The organism is Pseudomonas iranensis (assembly GCF_014268585.2).
Lineage (GTDB): Bacteria > Pseudomonadota > Gammaproteobacteria > Pseudomonadales > Pseudomonadaceae > Aquipseudomonas > Aquipseudomonas iranensis.
In genome coordinates, this window is sequence record NZ_CP077092.1 from 3,068,990 (window position 1) to 3,086,582 (window position 17,593).

The window sequence follows — 17,593 nt, forward strand, 5'->3', positions numbered from 1 at the left end:
CGATTTGTCTAAAGATGGCTCAGTCAGAACGCTCTATTACCGCATCTACGCCAGCGCACCCCGCATCGAGCCATACCAGGCTGATAGAGGTAGTGGACGCACTTGTCAGGAGAGCTGGCGGGGAGCCTTGGGGGGTTCGAGAGCTTGCGGCAGAGCTTTCAGAGAGTCGGAGTACCGTTAATCGGATTTTGGCCTCCTTGGTTGAAGTCGGCCTTGCTAGTGAGATTGGACTTGGTAAGTACAGCATTGGGCCGAGGATTGACGTTCTTACCAAAACGCTCCGCGATAGGAGTGTGCTTCTCGGACGGAGCGGAGCATTGTTGAGTGAGCTGGCTGACTCATCACAATGCACTGCGCTGGTCTCGATCTACTGCCCGTCTAGTGACGGCTATTTCGTAGCTGCATGCCGCGAGGCCAAAGCTACTCTCACGTTTAGGCCTGCACTAGGTGTTGTCTTTCCGCTCAAATTCGGAGATATCGGTCGGCATTTTGCTGCTTTCATCGAAGCCGAATCTTCACTGCGCACTGAACGAGGTAACACAGAGGAGCCTGACTATAGTTCCTGTCGCGACCTAGGATTGTTATCCGAGGCAGAATTTCCCAGCGCTTTATCAATTGTCACGAAGGGGCTTGCAAACGGACTAATCGTGTCCATCTCCGTCCATTCGGTTAATAGCGCTAACTTAGATAAAAATTCGCAACTTGATGCGGATCTGCAACGAGTTGCTGCGGAAATAGACGCGGCAGTACAGTCTCGAAAGATGAACATGCTTCGGCAAGCGCCTAAGATATTGATTGAGGAAACTAAATCTACTGTCACTCGTCTTGAACGGCTCTTACTGTTGGCCTGTGCGTTTCCGGATGGGTTAAAACGAACCTTGGGATTGTCCGAGCAACTCTTATGCAATGAGGCTACAGCCAAACGACTGATACAGTCTGGAGCGCAAACAGGAATTATCAGCTTATCTGATGCAACCTTGTTTCCGGGCTCAACCCTCTATCGATGGGCTTCCAAGATCGGCAGCGATTTCCGCAATTTTGCGGATCTCACCCGGCCCATTTTGTCAGATTTAGTTCAAGAGACTGGTGAGACAATCGCGTTCCTCGTCTACGATGATGCGTGCAAAAAAGCAGAGTTTCTTGACGTGATTCAAGGGTGGCGCCCCATTCAATACAAACTGCAGATCAATGTCGAGGTGCCGCTTTATGCCGGCGCGGCAGGTAAAGCGGTGTTAGCTTTCTGTGAAGAAGAACTGGTTGATTCCATTGAGCTTATCCAAATCACCGAGGCAACCATTACCTCCAGGGAAGTGCTCAAGGAGGAGTTAAAGGTAATTCATGAAAGAGGTTGGGCCACCGGAGAGGGTGAGCGTGTGCTCGGAGCCTTCGGCTTGGCGGTACCGTACTTCGTAGACGGTAAAATTCGTGGGTCGATTTCAGCCACTATTCCTCAGTATCGCAAAGATGAGCGCGATCTTCCCTTACTACAAGAGTTGATGCGCGAGGCGACTAAAAGGATTGGACGACTTTTGTCTTTGGGATTAAACCTAGATCGGTGATTTAGGATAATAGGGCGATTATTGGCCATCTAAATTTCATTTAGCTTGAGTGCGAAAGAGTTCAGCACGATTTCAGTTCTAAAAGCTCTATTTATGCTTGCCCACAAGTGCGAATGCCTAAAGCCCGCATGAGCGGGCTTTAGGTTTCAAATCAGATTTAAGATTGATGTGCAGTCAACGCCGAGTAGCTGTTCATCAGATTGCGATAGTTTGGGATGCGCTGAGATAAGAGATTACCCAGACCTTCGATATCGTTGCGTCAATCACGGTGCAGCTCACACGCCACCGAGAACCAGTTCATCATCTGAGCGCCGGCCTGAGTCATGCGGCTCCACGCGGCTTGTTGCACGGTGGTGTTGAAAGTACCGGAAGCATCGGTCACCACAAACACGTCAAACCCTTCTGCCAGCGCCGACAAGGTCGGGAATGCTACGCAGACATCCGTCACCACACCGGCAATAATGATCTGCTTGCGGCCGGTAGCCTTGATCGCTTTGACGAAGTCTTCGTTGTCCCACGCGTTAATCTGGCCAGGGCGAGCGATGTACGGCGCGTCCGGGAACATCTCTTTTAGCTCCGGCACCAGCGGGCCGTTCGGGCCTTGTTCGAAACTGGTGGTGAGGATGGTCGGCAGTTCGAAGAACTTGGCCAGATCCGCCAGAGCCAGCACGTTGTTCTTGAATTCGTTTGGCGAGAAGTCTTGCACCAGCGAGATCAGGCCGGTCTGGTGGTCAACCAGCAGCACGATAGCGTCGTCTTTGTTCAGGCGGTTGTAGGTGGCGGTGCTCATGATGAATTCCTTTTGAAGTAAGTGAATGCTGTCGTTCAACATGGGCACAGAATAAGGATTAGAGCTGTCTCGAAAAAGGCGCTGGAAACGGTTTAACTGTCCACTGTACTAGGACAGTAGCAAGGGCTTATTTAGGGGCATCGATCCTCGACAGAGCGCCGTTCCGCATCAAGCATCAAAAATGCTCAAGCTCATCCTTGCTTGTCGCTCATTCGGGCAGGGCCCGGCTCAAGATGGCTTTTTAAGCCGCGCTAAACCCTGCGCGATGTGCCCAGCATTCCCACCAATCGCCCACAACGCGCCGCGAACGTAGTCCCCCTAGCGTCACCGACAGCGTGGTGTTGTGAGTGCGATTGACCAGATGCGGTGGTTACACCGAGAGCAGTCTGCTCGTTGAGCTTCAACAATATGATGCGAGAAACCGCAATTTACGCAGCAGTACAAAGCCGATGCAGGCGCAGTTTCAAACTCAGCACGATGCTCTAATGGTAGGACGGACAGCCCAGGGCGTAGGTCTTTCTGCTCGAAAAAATAAAGGCTGATGTCGCCGTCGGTCTCAACGAGCCCTAGTCTTACTTGGCCGAGGTGTTCGACGCCTTGCTGTCGTAACTCCATCAACAATTCGTTAGATGAGATGTTCAGCGTTTCTAAAGATTTGAGCTCATAGAGCCCGTCGCGGATGACGGTTACCGGAAGCCCATCCATCCAGGCTTCAAACTTTTTGCTCTTTGTCATCATTAGGACGGTAAGCCGGTAAAGAAGCAGGAGCGTGAGAAATACTACGGCGACCGGGAGTAGGGGAACGTCATGGTAGAAGGACACATCTCCTGCTGCTGAGCCCAATGTCAAAATCACGACCAGCTCAAAGAGTGAGAGCTGTCTGATCCCTCGTCGACCGCTGGATTTCAAAAAAAGAAAGACTGCGAGAAAAGCGAAGGTGGCCCTAAAACCTACCTCCAGCAAAAACGCTAAGGGGAATTCGTCTATCAGCATCCGCTGGATATCGAAAGGCGACATCGTGACCTCATTTTTATTTTCAGAGTGGACGACGGATCGAATCAGCGTTGGGTTCAAAAGCTGATTTCGGAATATTCAGCGGGTAATCGGACTTTGCGGGCGGTTACGACATGAAGCGCGTTCATCAATAGCCCGCGCCATACCACGCACTGCTACGTTGAGCTGGCTCGCCAGGTGACATCGGTAATGCCGTATTTTTCGGCTTGGGGTTTGGACACCATTTTCAGTGGTGGGCGACCAGGCCTGGGAATGGGAGCTACGCCCGCATCGCAACTAGCCCAGTGCCAGGCATCAGCGTTTTGCATCGCTTTGCTACGGATGATGAAGGTCTTCGGCACACCATGAAGCTTGTAGTTGATGACGAATAGATTGTTTTCCATGACTTACTCCGTCTGCTCATTTCAAACGGAGTCATCGGGCGTGGAAAAAATTCAGAAAATTCAGGGACTTCACCACCGAACGGTTTTCACTCGAGGTAGAGTCGCGAGTCTCAGGAGCTAAGCACTATCCGTGTCCTACCTGGCCTCATACTTTCAAGCCAGGCTCAGCGTTTGCTAATCGGGCTACCGGGTTGCAGAAGCTCCGCCACTGCCACCACCATCTCATCCAGCGACCAAGGCTTGTGCAGGTAAATAGTTTGAGCTGGCACTTCAGTGCCCTCGATCAGATAGCCCGAGGTAAGTATCGCAGCGATGTGAGGCCACCTGCCTTTGACCATCTCTATGAACTCGATGCCTTGGACTTGGCCGGGGACGCCGTGATCGGCGATAACTAAGGCGCATTCACCATGTGCTTCAAGCAGGTAGGTCAACGCATCATCCGCCGTCGCGAACGGGACGGTCGTCGCACCAATCTCATCCATGATATCGGTCATGAGCGACTGCAGAGTTGGGTCGTCCTCAATGACGATGACCTCACCGCGAATCGGCAGCAATCCTTCCCAATTTACGTTCAAACAATCCTCCTCTTACCAGAGAAACCGACCAAACAAACGGAACGGTTGCATGAGTGTAAGCGAAAATATCGCGTGTGCCGTGAAAGCGCTTGGAGCTCGCGGGTCATTCGGCTCGGCTCAAGTCCACTACAGCTGTCCTCGCATCGTATTGAAGGAGCGCGTGGCGCCTTGCTTTTCTGATAGTCCGTGAGAGCATCGAATCCCCTCCAATGGTGCGTTGGAGGCTACGAATGCTGCGTAGCAATCCCTTGATCTAGCTCAAACATTGTTCAATTTTTCGAACCTTCCCTCAGAGGTATGTATCGAAACTAGGAAGAGGGTAAGCGCCTAACGAGAAACATCGACAAGCACTCATTCGCGAATTAGCTGAGGCCGCTGAGTGAAATTGGAGCATGTAATAGCTAGCAACTTAGGATCGATCCATGCAGCAAGAAAGCCAAAACCCCCAAGTCATCGTCATCGGCACCTCCAGCGGCGGGCTTGCTGCATTGCGTGAATTTCTTGCCGGGCTTCCGTCTGATTTAAATGCGGCTGTCTTCGTCACGATGCACATCGGAGACCAACCTAGTGCTCTCCCTAACCTTCTTACTCAGTCGAGCCAATTGCCCGTCGGCTTCGCGTTGAGCGAAGAGCAGATACAGACGGGGCGTGTATACATAGCACCTCCCGACAAGCATCTGCTTGTCAAAAACGGAGTTGTTGAGATCATTCGAAGCGCAAAGGAAAACCACTCGCGGCCCGCGATTGATCCAATGTTTAGATCGGCTGCCATCAGCTACGGAAGCAGTGTCATAGGGGTGTTGATGACCGGCGAGCTTGATGACGGTGTAGTTGGGCTTCAGGCGATAAAAGCCTATGGCGGACTGGCCTTCGTACAAGATCCTGAGACTGCTGAAGCGCCCTCAATGCCAACGAACGCTCTCCGGTATGTGACCGTGGACGGATGCTTGCCGCTCACCGAGTTGAGTAAGAGGCTCGTACAGGTCATCAATCAGCGTACAGCGGAGGCGACAGCGGCTTCTGAGTCAAAACGTATCGAGCCATTCGCAACGGAGAATGATCTGGCTGAGGATTTCAGTAAGGGAGGTACCTCCGCGCTGGATGAGATCGGCCGAGTCGCAGGCATCTCCTGTCCTGAGTGCGGAGGCGCTCTGTGGGAGGTACACGCGTCATCGCCCCGGTTTCGCTGCCATACCGGGTCATGCCTATACCGCCGGCGCATTATTTCATGCGCAGGATGAAACGATTGAGGAAGCACTCTGGGTGGCCATTAGAGCGTTGCATGAAAAACAGTTGCTCCTTGGTCGGCTCGTTCAGAGCAGCAGAGATGGCGGGCGCTTGGGCGCGTTACGAGAATACGAACTTGCAAGTGAGGGACTCGAAGGCCACAAGGCAACTCTTCGAGAATTGGTTTCATCCTTACGTCCCGGTTGAACACGCGCCGACTCGGGTTCTTTTATTGTGGCGCCCAGTAACGTGTACGGCGCCGGTGAAGATGTTCGAAAGTTAATTTGAAGTCTCTATCAGGCTGTCTATTGCCGAAAACAATCGAGTTTTTACAGCTCATGACAGAGAGGTGTCCATGCCGAGCCGGATCATGACCGTTAAAGACTTGCAGGTGAATGTCTCAATCGCCGGCCAAGGCCCACCGTTACTCCTACTCAACGGTCTGGGAGGTTTGATCAAAACCTTCGATGCTTTGCGCAACGAACTAGGCGACTACACAACGATCACGTTGGACGTGCCTGGTGTCGGCAAATCGCAAATGCCCCGCTGGCCGATGCGTTTGCCAAGTCATGCCGATCTGATCGCCGAAATGCTCAAGCAACTGAGCATCGACCATGTTGATGTATTCGGCGTGAGTTGGGGCGGTGCATTGGCGCAAGAGTTCGCTCTTCGTCATCCCACCATGGTGCGACGGCTTATCTTGGCGGCGACCTCTGCGGGCCCGGTTCTACTGGTGAAGCCCGCTGACATCCTGGAGTTCTTTAGAGGAAGCGCAGGCGCCAAACAGCCCGAACGAGATGGTTCAGCCAGTTCGACACAGGCGCAGCTGCGTTTCGGTGTTGTAAAGCGAATGCTAACCGTACGCCTGCGAACCTACCACCACCAGCTAACCGCGTTAGTAGGCTGGACAAGTCTGCTGCGGTTATCCCGTTTGCGTATACGCACGCTCATCCTCATCGGCGATCGTGACACCCTCGTGCAGCCATACAATGCGCATGTCCTGCGACGCTCAATTCCACAAGCCGAACTGCGCGTTCTCAAGGGCGAGGGGCATTTTTTCGTAGTGACCAGTGCTAGGCGAACTGCTGGTTTGATACGCGAATTTCTTTCTCGGCAGCAGAACGGTGAAGGCCCGGTGCCGGAGATCGCTAACCGCGCTGGTAAGCAACGCTTGCAGCGAGCTAAGACTGTTTAAGCTTTGCCATGCTAAAGCTCTAACTCTGTATAGCGGCTACAGCCCCATGCTTCGGGAATTGCCCCTCATCCCGAGAAAACTTAATGGATCTCCGTAAGCATCGAGAATGCCGCTAATCCGTTCAAACTCTTCGGTTCTCCTATGGTCAACCTGTCAGGTATTGATCGTCATGTCAGAGGTTAGCCAATGGATAACTATCACATCAAAAAAGCGGAAGATCTCTGGGAGCTCATCAAAGAGGGCGCGCAACGCGCCTCCAAGACCGCATCCACCAAAGCAGAAATCACCGAGATAGCGAGCGAATTTCTTCAGGGCAAGAAAGCCTCTCTCAAAATCCACAAAGAGGACGGCACGATCCAAGAGGAGCGTACATTTCCTCGTTCAGCGGATCCTAGACAAACGAAAGGTTAAACAGACCATTTGCCCAGAGAGGTGCGGTGCCCATTGAGCCGCACTGCTGTGAATGCGGCCGACCGGAGGTCTCGCCGCATTTCAAGTGACTTCATTTCTAACTCAGGTGCAGATAATGGTAATCGCATGTCTAGGATGGGGGTCGTTGATTTGGAAACCGGACACCTTACCGCTCGCAAGCGAGTGGTTTATGGACGGCCCGGTGTTACCGATCGAGTTCGCGCGGGTCAGTGATAACGGAGACCTGACGACAGCTATCTGCGCAAACGCACCTGGGTGCAAAGTGCTTTGGGCGGTATTGGATCTCGACAACCTTGATGAGGCACGCGAGGCTCTTAGAATTCGGGAGGGGGTTCCTCAAGACCGGGAGGATGGCATCGGTAGTTTCGTGGTCGGTACGAACGCAGCGGGAATCATCGCTGAATGGGCGATCGCCCGCCGATTGGACGCGGTAGTTTGGACAGGACTGCCACCAAGATTCGGAGGCGTTGAGGGGCTCGTCCCCGCAGCAGAGGACGCTATTGCCTATTTCGCCGGCTTAAGCGGAGAAACACTTAAGAGCGCGCGCGACTACATCAATCAAGTGCCGTCGCAGATCGATACGCCTTACCGACGAGAAATCATTTCAAGGTTAGGGTGGCAGTGATCTGCACTGAAAGCCCGGAACGATTCCCGACATCATGCCCATCCGTTGGTCTGCGGTACCCAAGACGGTAATCCTCCTACGATGAAGAAAGTGGGGGTCGCTGCGATTCGCAATCTTCAATCGATAGGTTTATGAAGCATCTAGGTGTGTAAGTGGGAATCTGCGGGGGGGGTATGCAAAGAAATAACGTCTGTCTGCGCAGATTTTCAGGGATTCCGAAGCTGCGGGTGAACGCTTTAATTTCCACGCCGGTATAAAAATTGCTCGCTTGAGCCCACCGCCAATTTGAAGACGTATATATGACGCTCTCCTTACCGATCTACGCAAGGCTGACACCTAGAGCGTTGTCCCTTTCGCTGATAGGTTTCGTTCTTTTAGTTTGTTTATCGTTGATCCTTGCCACTGCTTGGCAAATTGTGCAGTCGTCCGGTGAGCGAGTAGACGCGGCCAAAATAACTGTTTCGAACATTGTACTTGCCGCTGAACAGCAGGCGCGTGACACGATGCTGCAGGCTGACAATACCTTGCGAGATCTGGCAGAGCGTGTGGCGCACGATGGAAGCGGCCCTGATCAACAGGAACGGTTGGCGAAGCTGATGGCGCGCCAAGTGAACGACATTGAAGGCGTTCAGGGTCTATTCATCTTCGATGCTCAAGGCAATTGGATGGCCAATTCGTTTTCCGAAGGTTTGCAAACCAAAAACAACGGCGACAGAGCTTACTTTCGATATCACCGTGAGCACGATGACCAGTCCATCCACGTTGGCTCGATAGTGGAAAGTCGAACGACAGGGGATATGGTGATCCCTATAAGTCGGCGTATCCAAACAGCCGATGGAGCTTTTGCAGGGGTTGCGTTAGCCACGGTTCCGGTTTCATATTTTCAAAGCTTTTTCAAACGTATGGCCGTGGACGACGAAGGGGTAATTTTCCTAGCACTCGATAACGGCGAACTCCTCGCGCGACGCCCGACCGTCGCAGCATTGATGACAACTAATCTTTCCAAAGGCGAAATTTTTAGCCGGTATCTACCTGAGAGCGATAGCGGGACTGCAGTCATAAAATCTATCGTGGATGGTATCGAGCGGATCTACGCCTATCGTCGTCTGGCTGGGCTGCCTATCGTCGCAGCAGCGGGCGTGTCGTATGAGCATGTATTTGCCCCTTGGTGGTCATATGTTTACCAATCGGTTGCACTGGTAGGTTCCATCATACTGGCGTTGGCAATTTTAGGTAGCTTGCTATATCGCCAGATCCAACAGCTGCTGGTTGCAGAGTACGAGCTAAAGATTATCCGAAAAGAGTTAGAGGTAATAGCCCACACAGATGGTCTGACTTCTCTAGCCAATAGGAGAAGCTTTGACTTGGCTATGGATAAAGAATGGAAGCGTGCCACGAGAAATCAGACAAGCATATCCGTAATCCTTTTGGATATAGATCTTTTTAAACAATATAATGACCATTACGGCCATTTAAGCGGCGATGAGTGCCTAGTGCGCGTAGCGAGCGTTATTGCAGCCAACGTCAACAGGCCAGGTGACTTCGCTGCGCGCTACGGTGGGGAAGAGTTTATAGTTCTGCTTCCGGAAACTGAACTTGCAGGTGCGGTCATGGTTGCAGAAAATATAAGGCTGTCCCTGTTGAATGCAAATATTCAACATTTAGCGAGTCCATTCGGGATTGTCACGATAAGCTCAGGTGTTGTTTCGACCTCTGGAACATTAGGGGAGAGTCCAAAAGAATTTCTGATCAAAGCTGACCAATTGCTTTACGCCGCTAAGTCTCAAGGGCGAAATCGCGTAGGAAGTTGAGCTGCTGACCGTCTCGAAATGCGCTTCGCCAACTCAAAGGCGTGACTGGGACGAGTGCTATGCTGTCGCTCAGAGTGTCAATTCTCGCGTGACACGTTTGAATCTCTTATATTGCAAAGCCAAGGGTGATGAATGCAGACAGCTAATCTGGTGACTTATCTCGTGACGTGCGTTATCGCGGCTGCAACCCCGGGGCCGGGCACCATTAGCGTTATTAGCTACAGCGTAAATCTGGGGTGGAAGAAAACTCTTCCCGTGATATTGGGGATCCAAGTCGGAATGCTTGCCATGGCTGTGCTGGCTCTTTCCGGGTTGACAGCGGTTTTAGGAGCGTCACCGGTATTATTTCAGACACTGCAATACCTAGGTGCGTTTTATATTGCCTACTTAGGATATATGAGTATTCGATACTCTCGTACTCAGATTTCGGTGCAAAGCGGAGAGGCCAGTGCAGAAAGAGCGCAAGGTTTTAGGCATGGAGCACTGGTAACGTTCGCTAGCCCGAAAACCTTGCTTTTTTTTAGCTCTTTTTTTCCTCTGTATATCGACGCCAACTCCGCAATCATTCCTCAAGTCGTACTTCTTTTGGCGATCGTTCTAGCTTGCACCCTGCTGATACACATTGTGTATGCCCTAGGTGTCGGTTTTGTAAGCGCTTGGCTAAAGCGACACAGCTTTGGCTTCAATATCTCTGTTGGTCTAATATTTATTGGACTTGCAGCATATATGCTGTGGCAGGTTTGAAGAGGATGGCCATGTAATCACCGGCGCTTCCAAAATCCCTAGGAGATTTCAGCTTAAAGATTGCGCCATAAAGCCGCTACGGCTATGCCTGCTGCGATAGCCGGGAGGGGCTTTTTAACGAGCAGCATCATCACTCCAGTTGTTACCAAAGCGAGGCGGGCTCCATTGTCTCCCGTGACTGCTAGCGGTGTTAGTACTGCTATCAACACTGAGCCGGACATTGCGCTAATGAATTGCTGAACGCGGTAGTTTATGGGCACAAAGGACATGACGAAAACGCCTCCCCAACGTGTCGCAAGTGTTACCACAGCCATGATCAGAATCAGGGAAATTGTTCCAAAGCCAGCGCTATCAATCCTCATTTTTATTTTCCATCCAGAAGGCTCCCAGAATCCCGCCGGCCAGCGCACCTACGACGACATGACTGTTTTTGGGCAAATACCAATATGCAAGTAGCGCTGCACCCGCAGCCACAATCCAAATGACCGTTATGCGCGAATTTTTCTTTCCCCCTATAGCCATGGCGAGCAAGAAACAACCCATCACCATATCGAGCCCTAGGCTGACGGGGTTTTTGATCGCGCTCCCAAAATATATGCCCAGCCAAGTCCCTATCGTCCACGATACCCATAAGGCGATCCCGCCGCCAAGTAGTACGCCAAAGCCAGGTTTTCGACTGTTGAAAGCCTGCATGGACATCGCCCAATTGGCGTCCGAAACCACCAACATGACGCCATATCGTTTAGCCAGGGGAAGCTCCCTTAACCAGGGGTACAAGGTTGCCCCCATCAAAAGATGTCGCGCATTGATCGCAAAGACCGTGATCATCAAAGGGACTACAGGGACGTGCGCGCCCCAGAGGTCAAGAGCTGCAAATTGTGCAGCGCCTGCGAATACGAGCAGGCTCATGAGTACAGTCGAAGACTCATTCAATCCAGCCTGAGCAGCAGCGAGCCCAAACGCGCCCCCAAAAACCGCTACAAATAACGATATGGGTAGCAAGCTCTTGAAGCCCGCCCAAGCCTCAATGGACGTTAAATCAGATACAGAGCTTTCAGCGGATACCACGGCGTTTCCTCCCAGTCCAATGATTAAGGCTGCGAAGGCAAAGCTTTGAAGCTCAGCGGCATCATAACGCGCAGCTGAGGCTACTATCGCTAACAGGCGATCTTTCGGAAAGCGCATAATGATTGTAGCTATTATCCGTTAATCGAATGGACGACGTGATGAACGTTCAAGACCTTCAAATAGATTGGCTCAAGTGCTTTGTGGCGGTCGTCGACACAGGATCGCTTACCAGCGCTGGGAACGAAGTGTTTCGCTCGCAATCGGCGGTGAGCATGCAGCTTAAAAAGCTCGAGGCTGCGGTGGGGCGGCAATTACTCATCCGGGATGCGCGCAACCATCAATTGACCCACGACGGGCAAATGCTCCTGGGATACGCCAGACGGATATTGGATTTGCATGCGGATGCCCAGGCGGCTTTCACTGGCGCTGAATTGAGGGGACGAATACGCTTAGGCGTTCCGGATGATTACGCAGCCAAATATCTCACTCCGGTGCTCAAGCGTTTTGCACCCCGCCATGGCTCGGTAGAAATCGAACTTCACTGCGAGCAATCGACTTCGCTACTACCTCGTGTTGAACAGGGCGATCTTGATTTGGCATTGGTATCGCGCGACCACTCTAGACGAGGCACGCTTTTGTTTCATGAGCCTATGGTCTGGGTTGGATCTGCTCAGTTTGACCTCTGGGCCCGAGATCCGCTTCCCATCGCAACGTATGAGGAAGCGAGTCTAGCCAGACGCTGTGCAATCGACTCATTAGCGCTGCAAGGCCGCAACTTCAAGGTGGTCTATCACAGTTCTAGCCTAGCGGGTCAGATCGCAGCAGTTGAGAGCGGCCTAGCGGTTGCTGTCCTGACTCGGTGCAGTGTTCCCGAGCACTTGGAGATACTTGGCGGAGAGCATGGGCTTGGCCCGCTGAGGCCAATGGAAGTTGCGGTATATCGAAGTCGCGCGTCTGCTAGATCAAAGTCAGTAGACAGTTTGCATAGCTTATTGGTCAAGACCCTCCGAATATCGGCTTGAGCTTTCACTTTGCATCACCTGCGATAGTGCAGTCGCCATCAGGTATTCCTTTTAGCCATGATTGGACAGACGGCCAACCCTCCGAGAACGCGCGGCCGCAGGCGGAAGCGGTCGTGACCAGTCGCTAGCGTTGGACAACTAACTGATGCCTAACGAATTCATATACAATGAGTTCAAATCCAGCCTAACCATTTCGCTACTCCTGAAGCGATAACCGCCGAGACGATACCGGCTGTCCAGCCAATCAGAGGAGTCAATTTTTGTAAGTTACCCGATTTGAATCCAGGTGCACCCTTAATAAACTTACTTGTAACATCGTCACCAGCCTCAGCAATATCCTCCGGCGCGTATCCGCCACCAACGCTGAGAAAAAAAATGCCAGAAGACTCTCTATTTATAGAGTCAATATTTTCTCTATCTGTTCGGTTGATCTTATCGCGCTCCGCAGCTTCGGTACTGGTAGTTTCGATGATTCTTACATGTGTGAGTGTATTAGGATCTATAAGATCATTATCGCAAAAAAAAGTATTCCCTTTCTCATAAGGCGCTATGAACTGTCGCAGCAGGGACTCCTTTGAGAGGTCAGCTAGCAGTACGCGAGTTTCACTTGAGTGGTTTAGCTTGCCAATGACGTGGAAGTAAGGCATCGATTCAAATCATCCGATAGGGTAGTAGCGGTCGCTGCTAGAATATTAGCCTATTAGAAGTCCCACCTTATATTTTTTGGCGCCTCAGGGCAGGTTATTGGCGGCTGCCTTGGTTACTTGCCAGCTTTTCGGTTCCCCGATTCGTCTTAGGCAATATTTCCGGCTTTAGTGTAGGCCTTATTATCTTCTTCTCGATGCCGACGTTCTGTTCCATCTTGTAGCTAGCATGTTCTGCACTGGCAACCCTTACCGAAACGGAAAAGATCATTTCACTGGCCTACTGTGCGGTGCGTCTCACCACGAAGTCATGACGGACACGTCGAGAGTCGCTGCGGATGAGTCCGCGACGTACGCGTTGTGCTCGAGGGGGAAAGTGATGACGCTGCTCTTGTCTCAGGATGAGGGATCGTGTTGGAGCTCCAAAATTGATTAGCATTTCCATGCAATCGCTCCTTCGGGCAAGGCCCGGCTCAAGATGCATTCCTAAGCCGTGCTAAACCCTGTTTGATGTGCCCAGCATTCTCACCAATTGCCCGCAAAGCACCTCGGACATTATCCCCGACTTCAGCACTGCCCTGGGCTTCAACATGGAGCGTTAACTCCATCAGCGCCGCCTCCAGGGCGAGCTGATTCTGATACATCCTTTCGAGCACATCTGATAACGAGTATTCAGCTGCCATTTTCCTCGTCCTCTCCCTGGAGTCATCTGAGCATAGCCATTTTTAGCGTTCTATGGATTAGCCGCATCTCACGCAATCTGTTGAGCACGTCGAAAATTGCCTGATCCTTCGTTTGGTGTGCAGTGAAGCCAATAGTGCAGCTTTTTGGGCGGAGGCCGCCCCCAGTTGTTGTTTCCCCCAAGAGGACGAACGTTTTGCCGCTGCTGGAAAGGATGACTTCATTTCACATCCAGATGCCCCTGTTCCTCGCGAAGCGGTGTTAGCGGAAGGTTGCCTTTATCATCGGCTTCGAACGGGCCGACATAGTGTTTTAGCCCGGTAACCCAGCGCTCCGTGCTGGACGCCCTGATCCGGATAACTGGGAAGAGAGATCATCGAAATCATTATCGCAGCAGTCCTAGCCGGATGAAGGGCTATGGAGTCAAAGAGCCGCTTGGCAAACGGCCTCTAGGTTCATTCCGTCGGGCGCCAAGACATAAGCCGCGTAATAGCTAGGGTGGTAATTAGGCCTTAGGCCGGGTGCCCCATTATCTTTGCCGCCGGCAGCTATGCCAGCCGCATGAAAAGCGTCGACCGCTTCACGGCTCTCAGCGACTAGTGCTATGTGCAGGCTATGGCTGGAATCGGGCTCGTCATGCAACCATAGAAATGGCTTTCCTCCACGGCCAAATCCCAGTCGTCGAGGCTTTGCACAAGGAGGATCAGCCTCAATGCTCATTACTAAGCTGATACCTAGTGGCCCGAGCAGTGAGGCGTAAAAGGTTTTGGCGTGCACGATATCCGAAACACCGATGCCCATATGGTCTATTGCCGAGCCCGCAAAATTGTTCATTAGATGACTCCATAAATATCGACTGCTCGGCTGGCGAAGCATGCAATTAATGCCCCGTGCGTCCGTTCATCAACCCCTAAATCTGCGATGCGCCACCGTCGGCGAATAGCTCGGTGCCATTAACATAGCTTGACGCATCACTCGCAAGGAAAAGAGCGGCTTGACCAATTTCGCGTGCCTCGCCGATTCGACCCAGCGTGCTTTTCTCGCTGAGGCCATCAATCACCTCCTGCGCGTTTTCGCCAAGTACATCGCGAAGGGATTGGGTGTTCACAGGGCCGGGGCTGAGTAGGTTGATACGGACGCCAGAACCTTTGATATCCAAAATCCAACTACGCACCAGCGCCCTCAGGGCCGCCTTTGTAGCTCCATAGACGCTCAGACCGGGGCCAGGGTTGATAGAGGCGGTCGAGCCGATGATAACAATGCTGCTCACCTTGCTCATCAACGGCAGTGCGCCTTGTACGGTGAAAATCGTGCCTTTGACGTTGGTAGTGAAAACTTTATCGAACCCTACTTCGGTGATCGCTCCCAGTGGCTCGATTACGCCTATACCTGCGTTGGCAATCAATACATCGATATGGCCATGAACCGCCTGCATGTGGCTGAACAACTCGGCAAGGTCTGTGGCGTTCGAGATATCCGTGCAGACAGCGGACGAGTTCCCGCCCAGGCGACTCACGGCTTCATCTAACTGAGGTTGCCGACGCCCCGTGATGATCAGAGTGGCGCCTTGGAGGGCGAACGCTTCAGCGATGGCGAAGCCGAGGCCTGAAGAGCCACCAGTTACCAGAACAACCTTGTTTTTAAATTCCATGGGAAACGTCTCAGCGAGTGAATATGTAGTGAACACTACATAGGTGCACGTTCAATCACAACCTTTTTAGCGATCACTAAACAATTGGTGCCCGACGCGATTGATATCAGCTGTAGCGATCGCTACAGTTGTCGCCTCGACTGAGTGAGACATCAATGAACATAAGCACCCGCCAGCGCCGTCCCGCGTTTGATCGCGAGCAAGGGATAGCGATTGCTCAGGCATTGTTTCATCACCGGGGGTACGATGCAGTCAGCCTGTCTGACCTGACGGATGCCATGAATATTAAGCCCCCAAGCTTTTACGCCGCCTATGGCAGCAAGGCCGAACTGTTCGAGCGGGCAATGTGTCGCTACGCTAGCGAAAAAGCATTACCTCTAGACAAGCTGCTAACGTCGGATTTGCCACCCGCAGCAGCGCTGAAGTCGCTGCTTGTAGCCGCTGCGAAGCAGTACGGAGGAGATACCGCTTTGCGTGGTTGTCTTATCACTGAGGGCTTGCGCGCGGATGATCCTGTTGCCCGAAGCATGGCCGAGAAGCTGGGAGGAGCCGCAATTCAGACAATCCGCAATTACCTTGACCAAGTTTGTCCCCGAGGCGCGCAAGCGCTGACTGACTACCTAGTGACCACTTTGCGTGGACTCTCTGCTGCAGCATGCAACGGCATGTCCCTTGGGCGGTTGATAGAGGTGGCGCAAATTGCCGGCACCGCAATTTCTGTAGCGCTAGATGCAGGCGACACCGCCGCTGACTCCTGAGCAACCGCCACTGCTTTAACCTTTTGATGATTTAGAGATCCGTGATAGTCGTACCCGCGATGCTCTCGGCGAACTCAACCCCCAGCAGCCTCGCTGGCGTCTCGAAGCCTGGTTGTCGCTTGCCTGCCAATACTCTGCGCGCAGCCTCCACTGCAGCGAGCGGAGTGTAGGTGTATCCATTGACAGTTTCGATTATCGAACGCGCAACAGCACCGTCGGCGCCGGTAACTTCGGCTACGGCTCGTGCGCGATGATTTTCACGTTGGTGCACATCCGGCCCCTCGGGAAGCGTTGAAATATCTGCTTGGGGAATCGGATCGCCAGAGAAATGCACGAACATGGAAATGTTGGGTATGCCAGTGGAATGCCAGCTCGTGATCAGATCGCCAAACGAGAGCGGCGCACACAGCTCCGGGCCGTCACCAAAATCGAACGATCGTGGTTGTGCAGCGGGAGTTGCAACCACTGCCCCGTCAATCCTCGCCAGCAACCCTGCACCAATGATTTCGCTAACACTTCGGGCCGAGCCACGTGACATCGAACCTGCGACCTGAAGTGCGATCTTTATCGACTGCGGCGCTTGCACCCGACGTGCAACATGCACCGCCAGGCAATCAGTTGGCACTACATCCCACCCGACCCCGGGCAGGAGCATGACGCCTGACTCGGCTGCCTTAGTGCCCATTCGCTCGGCCAGCTCATAGACCTTGATCTCAGCCGTGATATCAAGATAGTCGACGCCAGCGTTTATACAGGTCTGCATTAGCGCACTGGCCGTTTGAGCAAAGGGCCCGGCACAATTCAGGAGCGCGGCGACACCGCTAAGCATTTCTGGCGTCAAAGCATCAGGCATAAATATACGATAAGGAACATTCAACTGGGTGGCCAGAGCGCGCAGCTTCTCCTGATTGCGCCCAGCAATGATGACATCCAGCCCCTGCGCTGCTGCATACTCGGCAGCCATGCGTCCCATGTAGCCGGTTGCGCCGTAGATCATCAATTTCTTCATTGGGCGTGCTGCCAGTTCTTGTAAACGAATTCGAGGCTATAGCCGTCTGGGTCGAGGACATTGGCCGCGTAGTAGTTCGGGTCGTAATGCAGACGTGCGCCGGGAGGGCCGTTGTCTGTTGCCCCTTGGGCGATGGCCGCTGCATAGGCGATATCGACCTCGGCACGGCTATTGGCGACGAAACCTACGTGCACCGCCTGTCCCTCCACCGCCCCTTCGCGCAGCCAGAAGAACATTCGGCCATGGGCGCCAAAGCCCTTGAGGTCAGGATGACCAGGAGGCCCGTCCTTGCCGTCGTAATCCAGACGCGCCGTGATGCCAAGCGGCGTCAGTGCTGCCTGATAAAAGTGTATCGAGCGCTTGATGTCGCTCACCGAGAGAAAAATATGATCGAGCATGGAGCCT

General features: G+C 52.8%; 20 protein-coding genes and 2 pseudogenes. 10 read left to right on the top strand and 12 right to left on the bottom strand.

What is annotated here, in order from left to right; genetic code table 11:
* Nucleotides 1-14: 14 nt before the first annotated feature.
* Nucleotides 15-206: pseudogene (locus HU724_RS27820) on the top strand (helix-turn-helix domain-containing protein); the annotation flags it as partial.
* A gap of 114 nt (nt 207-320) precedes the next feature.
* Nucleotides 321-1,559, top strand: coding sequence for an IclR family transcriptional regulator (locus tag HU724_RS13775; protein WP_225927698.1), 1,239 nt, complete (start codon nt 321-323; stop codon nt 1,557-1,559).
* A gap of 157 nt (nt 1,560-1,716) precedes the next feature.
* Here the strand turns inward: HU724_RS13775 and ycaC are convergent.
* From ycaC to HU724_RS13795, 4 genes and pseudogenes are all read right to left on the bottom strand, one after another.
* A pseudogene (ycaC, locus tag HU724_RS13780) lies at nt 1,717-2,349 on the bottom strand (isochorismate family cysteine hydrolase YcaC).
* Nucleotides 2,350-2,673: 324 nt separating this feature from the next.
* Nucleotides 2,674-3,366, bottom strand: coding sequence for a DUF421 domain-containing protein (locus tag HU724_RS13785; protein WP_186566960.1), 693 nt, complete (start codon nt 3,364-3,366; stop codon nt 2,674-2,676).
* Nucleotides 3,367-3,518: 152 nt separating this feature from the next.
* Nucleotides 3,519-3,746 carry a DUF6555 family protein gene (locus HU724_RS13790; protein WP_186566959.1) on the bottom strand — a complete coding sequence of 76 codons (228 nt, stop codon included), beginning with the start codon at nt 3,744-3,746 and terminating at the stop codon, nt 3,519-3,521.
* Nucleotides 3,747-3,910: 164 nt separating this feature from the next.
* Complete coding sequence (locus HU724_RS13795; protein ID WP_186566958.1) at nt 3,911-4,321, bottom strand: response regulator; 411 nt, start codon at nt 4,319-4,321, stop codon at nt 3,911-3,913.
* 422 nt (nt 4,322-4,743) lie between these two features.
* On the opposite strand from HU724_RS13795, the gene HU724_RS13800 reads away from it, so the two are divergent.
* The 6 genes from HU724_RS13800 to HU724_RS13825 all read left to right on the top strand — a co-directional run bounded on the left by HU724_RS13800 (nt 4,744) and on the right by HU724_RS13825 (nt 10,355).
* On the top strand, nt 4,744-5,562 hold the full coding sequence (locus HU724_RS13800) for a chemotaxis protein CheB (RefSeq protein ID WP_186566957.1): 819 nt from the start codon (nt 4,744-4,746) through the stop codon (nt 5,560-5,562).
* A 356-nt stretch (nt 5,563-5,918) separates the two neighbouring features.
* Nucleotides 5,919-6,743 carry an alpha/beta fold hydrolase gene (locus HU724_RS13805; RefSeq protein WP_225927611.1) on the top strand — a complete coding sequence of 275 codons (825 nt, stop codon included), beginning with the start codon at nt 5,919-5,921 and terminating at the stop codon, nt 6,741-6,743.
* A gap of 186 nt (nt 6,744-6,929) precedes the next feature.
* Entirely contained in the window at nt 6,930-7,154 is a 225-nt protein-coding gene (locus tag HU724_RS13810; protein ID WP_186566955.1) for a DUF2188 domain-containing protein, read from the top strand.
* A gap of 190 nt (nt 7,155-7,344) precedes the next feature.
* The gene (locus HU724_RS13815; protein WP_225927612.1) at nt 7,345-7,800 is read left to right on the top strand and encodes a hypothetical protein; all 456 of its coding nucleotides are present in this window, start codon (nt 7,345-7,347) and stop codon (nt 7,798-7,800) included.
* Nucleotides 7,801-8,099: 299 nt separating this feature from the next.
* Nucleotides 8,100-9,611 carry a sensor domain-containing diguanylate cyclase gene (locus tag HU724_RS13820; RefSeq protein ID WP_186566953.1) on the top strand — a complete coding sequence of 504 codons (1,512 nt, stop codon included), beginning with the start codon at nt 8,100-8,102 and terminating at the stop codon, nt 9,609-9,611.
* A gap of 132 nt (nt 9,612-9,743) precedes the next feature.
* Entirely contained in the window at nt 9,744-10,355 is a 612-nt protein-coding gene (locus tag HU724_RS13825; protein WP_186566951.1) for a LysE family translocator, read from the top strand.
* 53 nt (nt 10,356-10,408) lie between these two features.
* Here the strand turns inward: HU724_RS13825 and HU724_RS13830 are convergent, their stop codons facing one another.
* Both HU724_RS13830 and HU724_RS13835 read right to left on the bottom strand, forming a co-directional pair.
* Nucleotides 10,409-10,717 carry an AzlD family protein gene (locus tag HU724_RS13830; RefSeq protein ID WP_186566949.1) on the bottom strand — a complete coding sequence of 103 codons (309 nt, stop codon included), beginning with the start codon at nt 10,715-10,717 and terminating at the stop codon, nt 10,409-10,411.
* On the bottom strand, nt 10,707-11,423 hold the full coding sequence (locus tag HU724_RS13835; protein WP_225927699.1) for an AzlC family ABC transporter permease: 717 nt from the start codon (nt 11,421-11,423) through the stop codon (nt 10,707-10,709). The genes HU724_RS13830 and HU724_RS13835 overlap by 11 nt, the downstream gene beginning before the upstream one ends.
* 158 nt (nt 11,424-11,581) lie before the next feature.
* Between HU724_RS13835 and HU724_RS13840 the strand changes: the two genes are divergently transcribed.
* On the top strand, nt 11,582-12,445 hold the full coding sequence (locus HU724_RS13840; protein ID WP_186566945.1) for a LysR family transcriptional regulator: 864 nt from the start codon (nt 11,582-11,584) through the stop codon (nt 12,443-12,445).
* A 173-nt stretch (nt 12,446-12,618) separates the two neighbouring features.
* On the opposite strand, the gene HU724_RS13845 is transcribed toward HU724_RS13840, so the two are convergent.
* The 4 genes from HU724_RS13845 to HU724_RS13860 all read right to left on the bottom strand — a co-directional run bounded on the left by HU724_RS13845 (nt 12,619) and on the right by HU724_RS13860 (nt 15,421).
* Nucleotides 12,619-13,092, bottom strand: coding sequence for a hypothetical protein (locus tag HU724_RS13845; protein WP_186566943.1), 474 nt, complete (start codon nt 13,090-13,092; stop codon nt 12,619-12,621).
* A gap of 470 nt (nt 13,093-13,562) precedes the next feature.
* On the bottom strand, nt 13,563-13,772 hold the full coding sequence (locus tag HU724_RS13850) for a hypothetical protein (RefSeq protein ID WP_186566941.1): 210 nt from the start codon (nt 13,770-13,772) through the stop codon (nt 13,563-13,565).
* A 421-nt stretch (nt 13,773-14,193) separates the two neighbouring features.
* Nucleotides 14,194-14,646 (bottom strand): VOC family protein, encoded by a 453-nt coding sequence (locus tag HU724_RS13855; RefSeq protein ID WP_367617185.1) that lies wholly within the window; start codon nt 14,644-14,646, stop codon nt 14,194-14,196.
* A gap of 34 nt (nt 14,647-14,680) precedes the next feature.
* Nucleotides 14,681-15,421: an SDR family NAD(P)-dependent oxidoreductase gene (locus HU724_RS13860; RefSeq protein WP_186566939.1), complete on the bottom strand. Its 741-nt coding sequence runs from the start codon at nt 15,419-15,421 to the stop codon at nt 14,681-14,683.
* A 155-nt stretch (nt 15,422-15,576) separates the two neighbouring features.
* Here HU724_RS13860 and HU724_RS13865 point away from each other — a divergent pair, with 155 nt between their 5' ends.
* Entirely contained in the window at nt 15,577-16,179 is a 603-nt protein-coding gene (locus tag HU724_RS13865; protein WP_130928746.1) for a TetR/AcrR family transcriptional regulator, read from the top strand.
* 31 nt (nt 16,180-16,210) lie between these two features.
* Here HU724_RS13865 and HU724_RS13870 read toward each other — a convergent pair whose 3' ends face one another.
* Nucleotides 16,211-17,188, bottom strand: coding sequence for a saccharopine dehydrogenase family protein (locus HU724_RS13870; RefSeq protein ID WP_130928745.1), 978 nt, complete (start codon nt 17,186-17,188; stop codon nt 16,211-16,213).
* A complete protein-coding gene (locus HU724_RS13875; protein WP_130928744.1) occupies nt 17,185-17,586 on the bottom strand; it encodes a VOC family protein in 402 nt (133 codons plus the stop codon). Before HU724_RS13875 ends, HU724_RS13870 begins: the two co-directional genes overlap by 4 nt.
* Nucleotides 17,587-17,593: the final 7 nt, after the last annotated feature.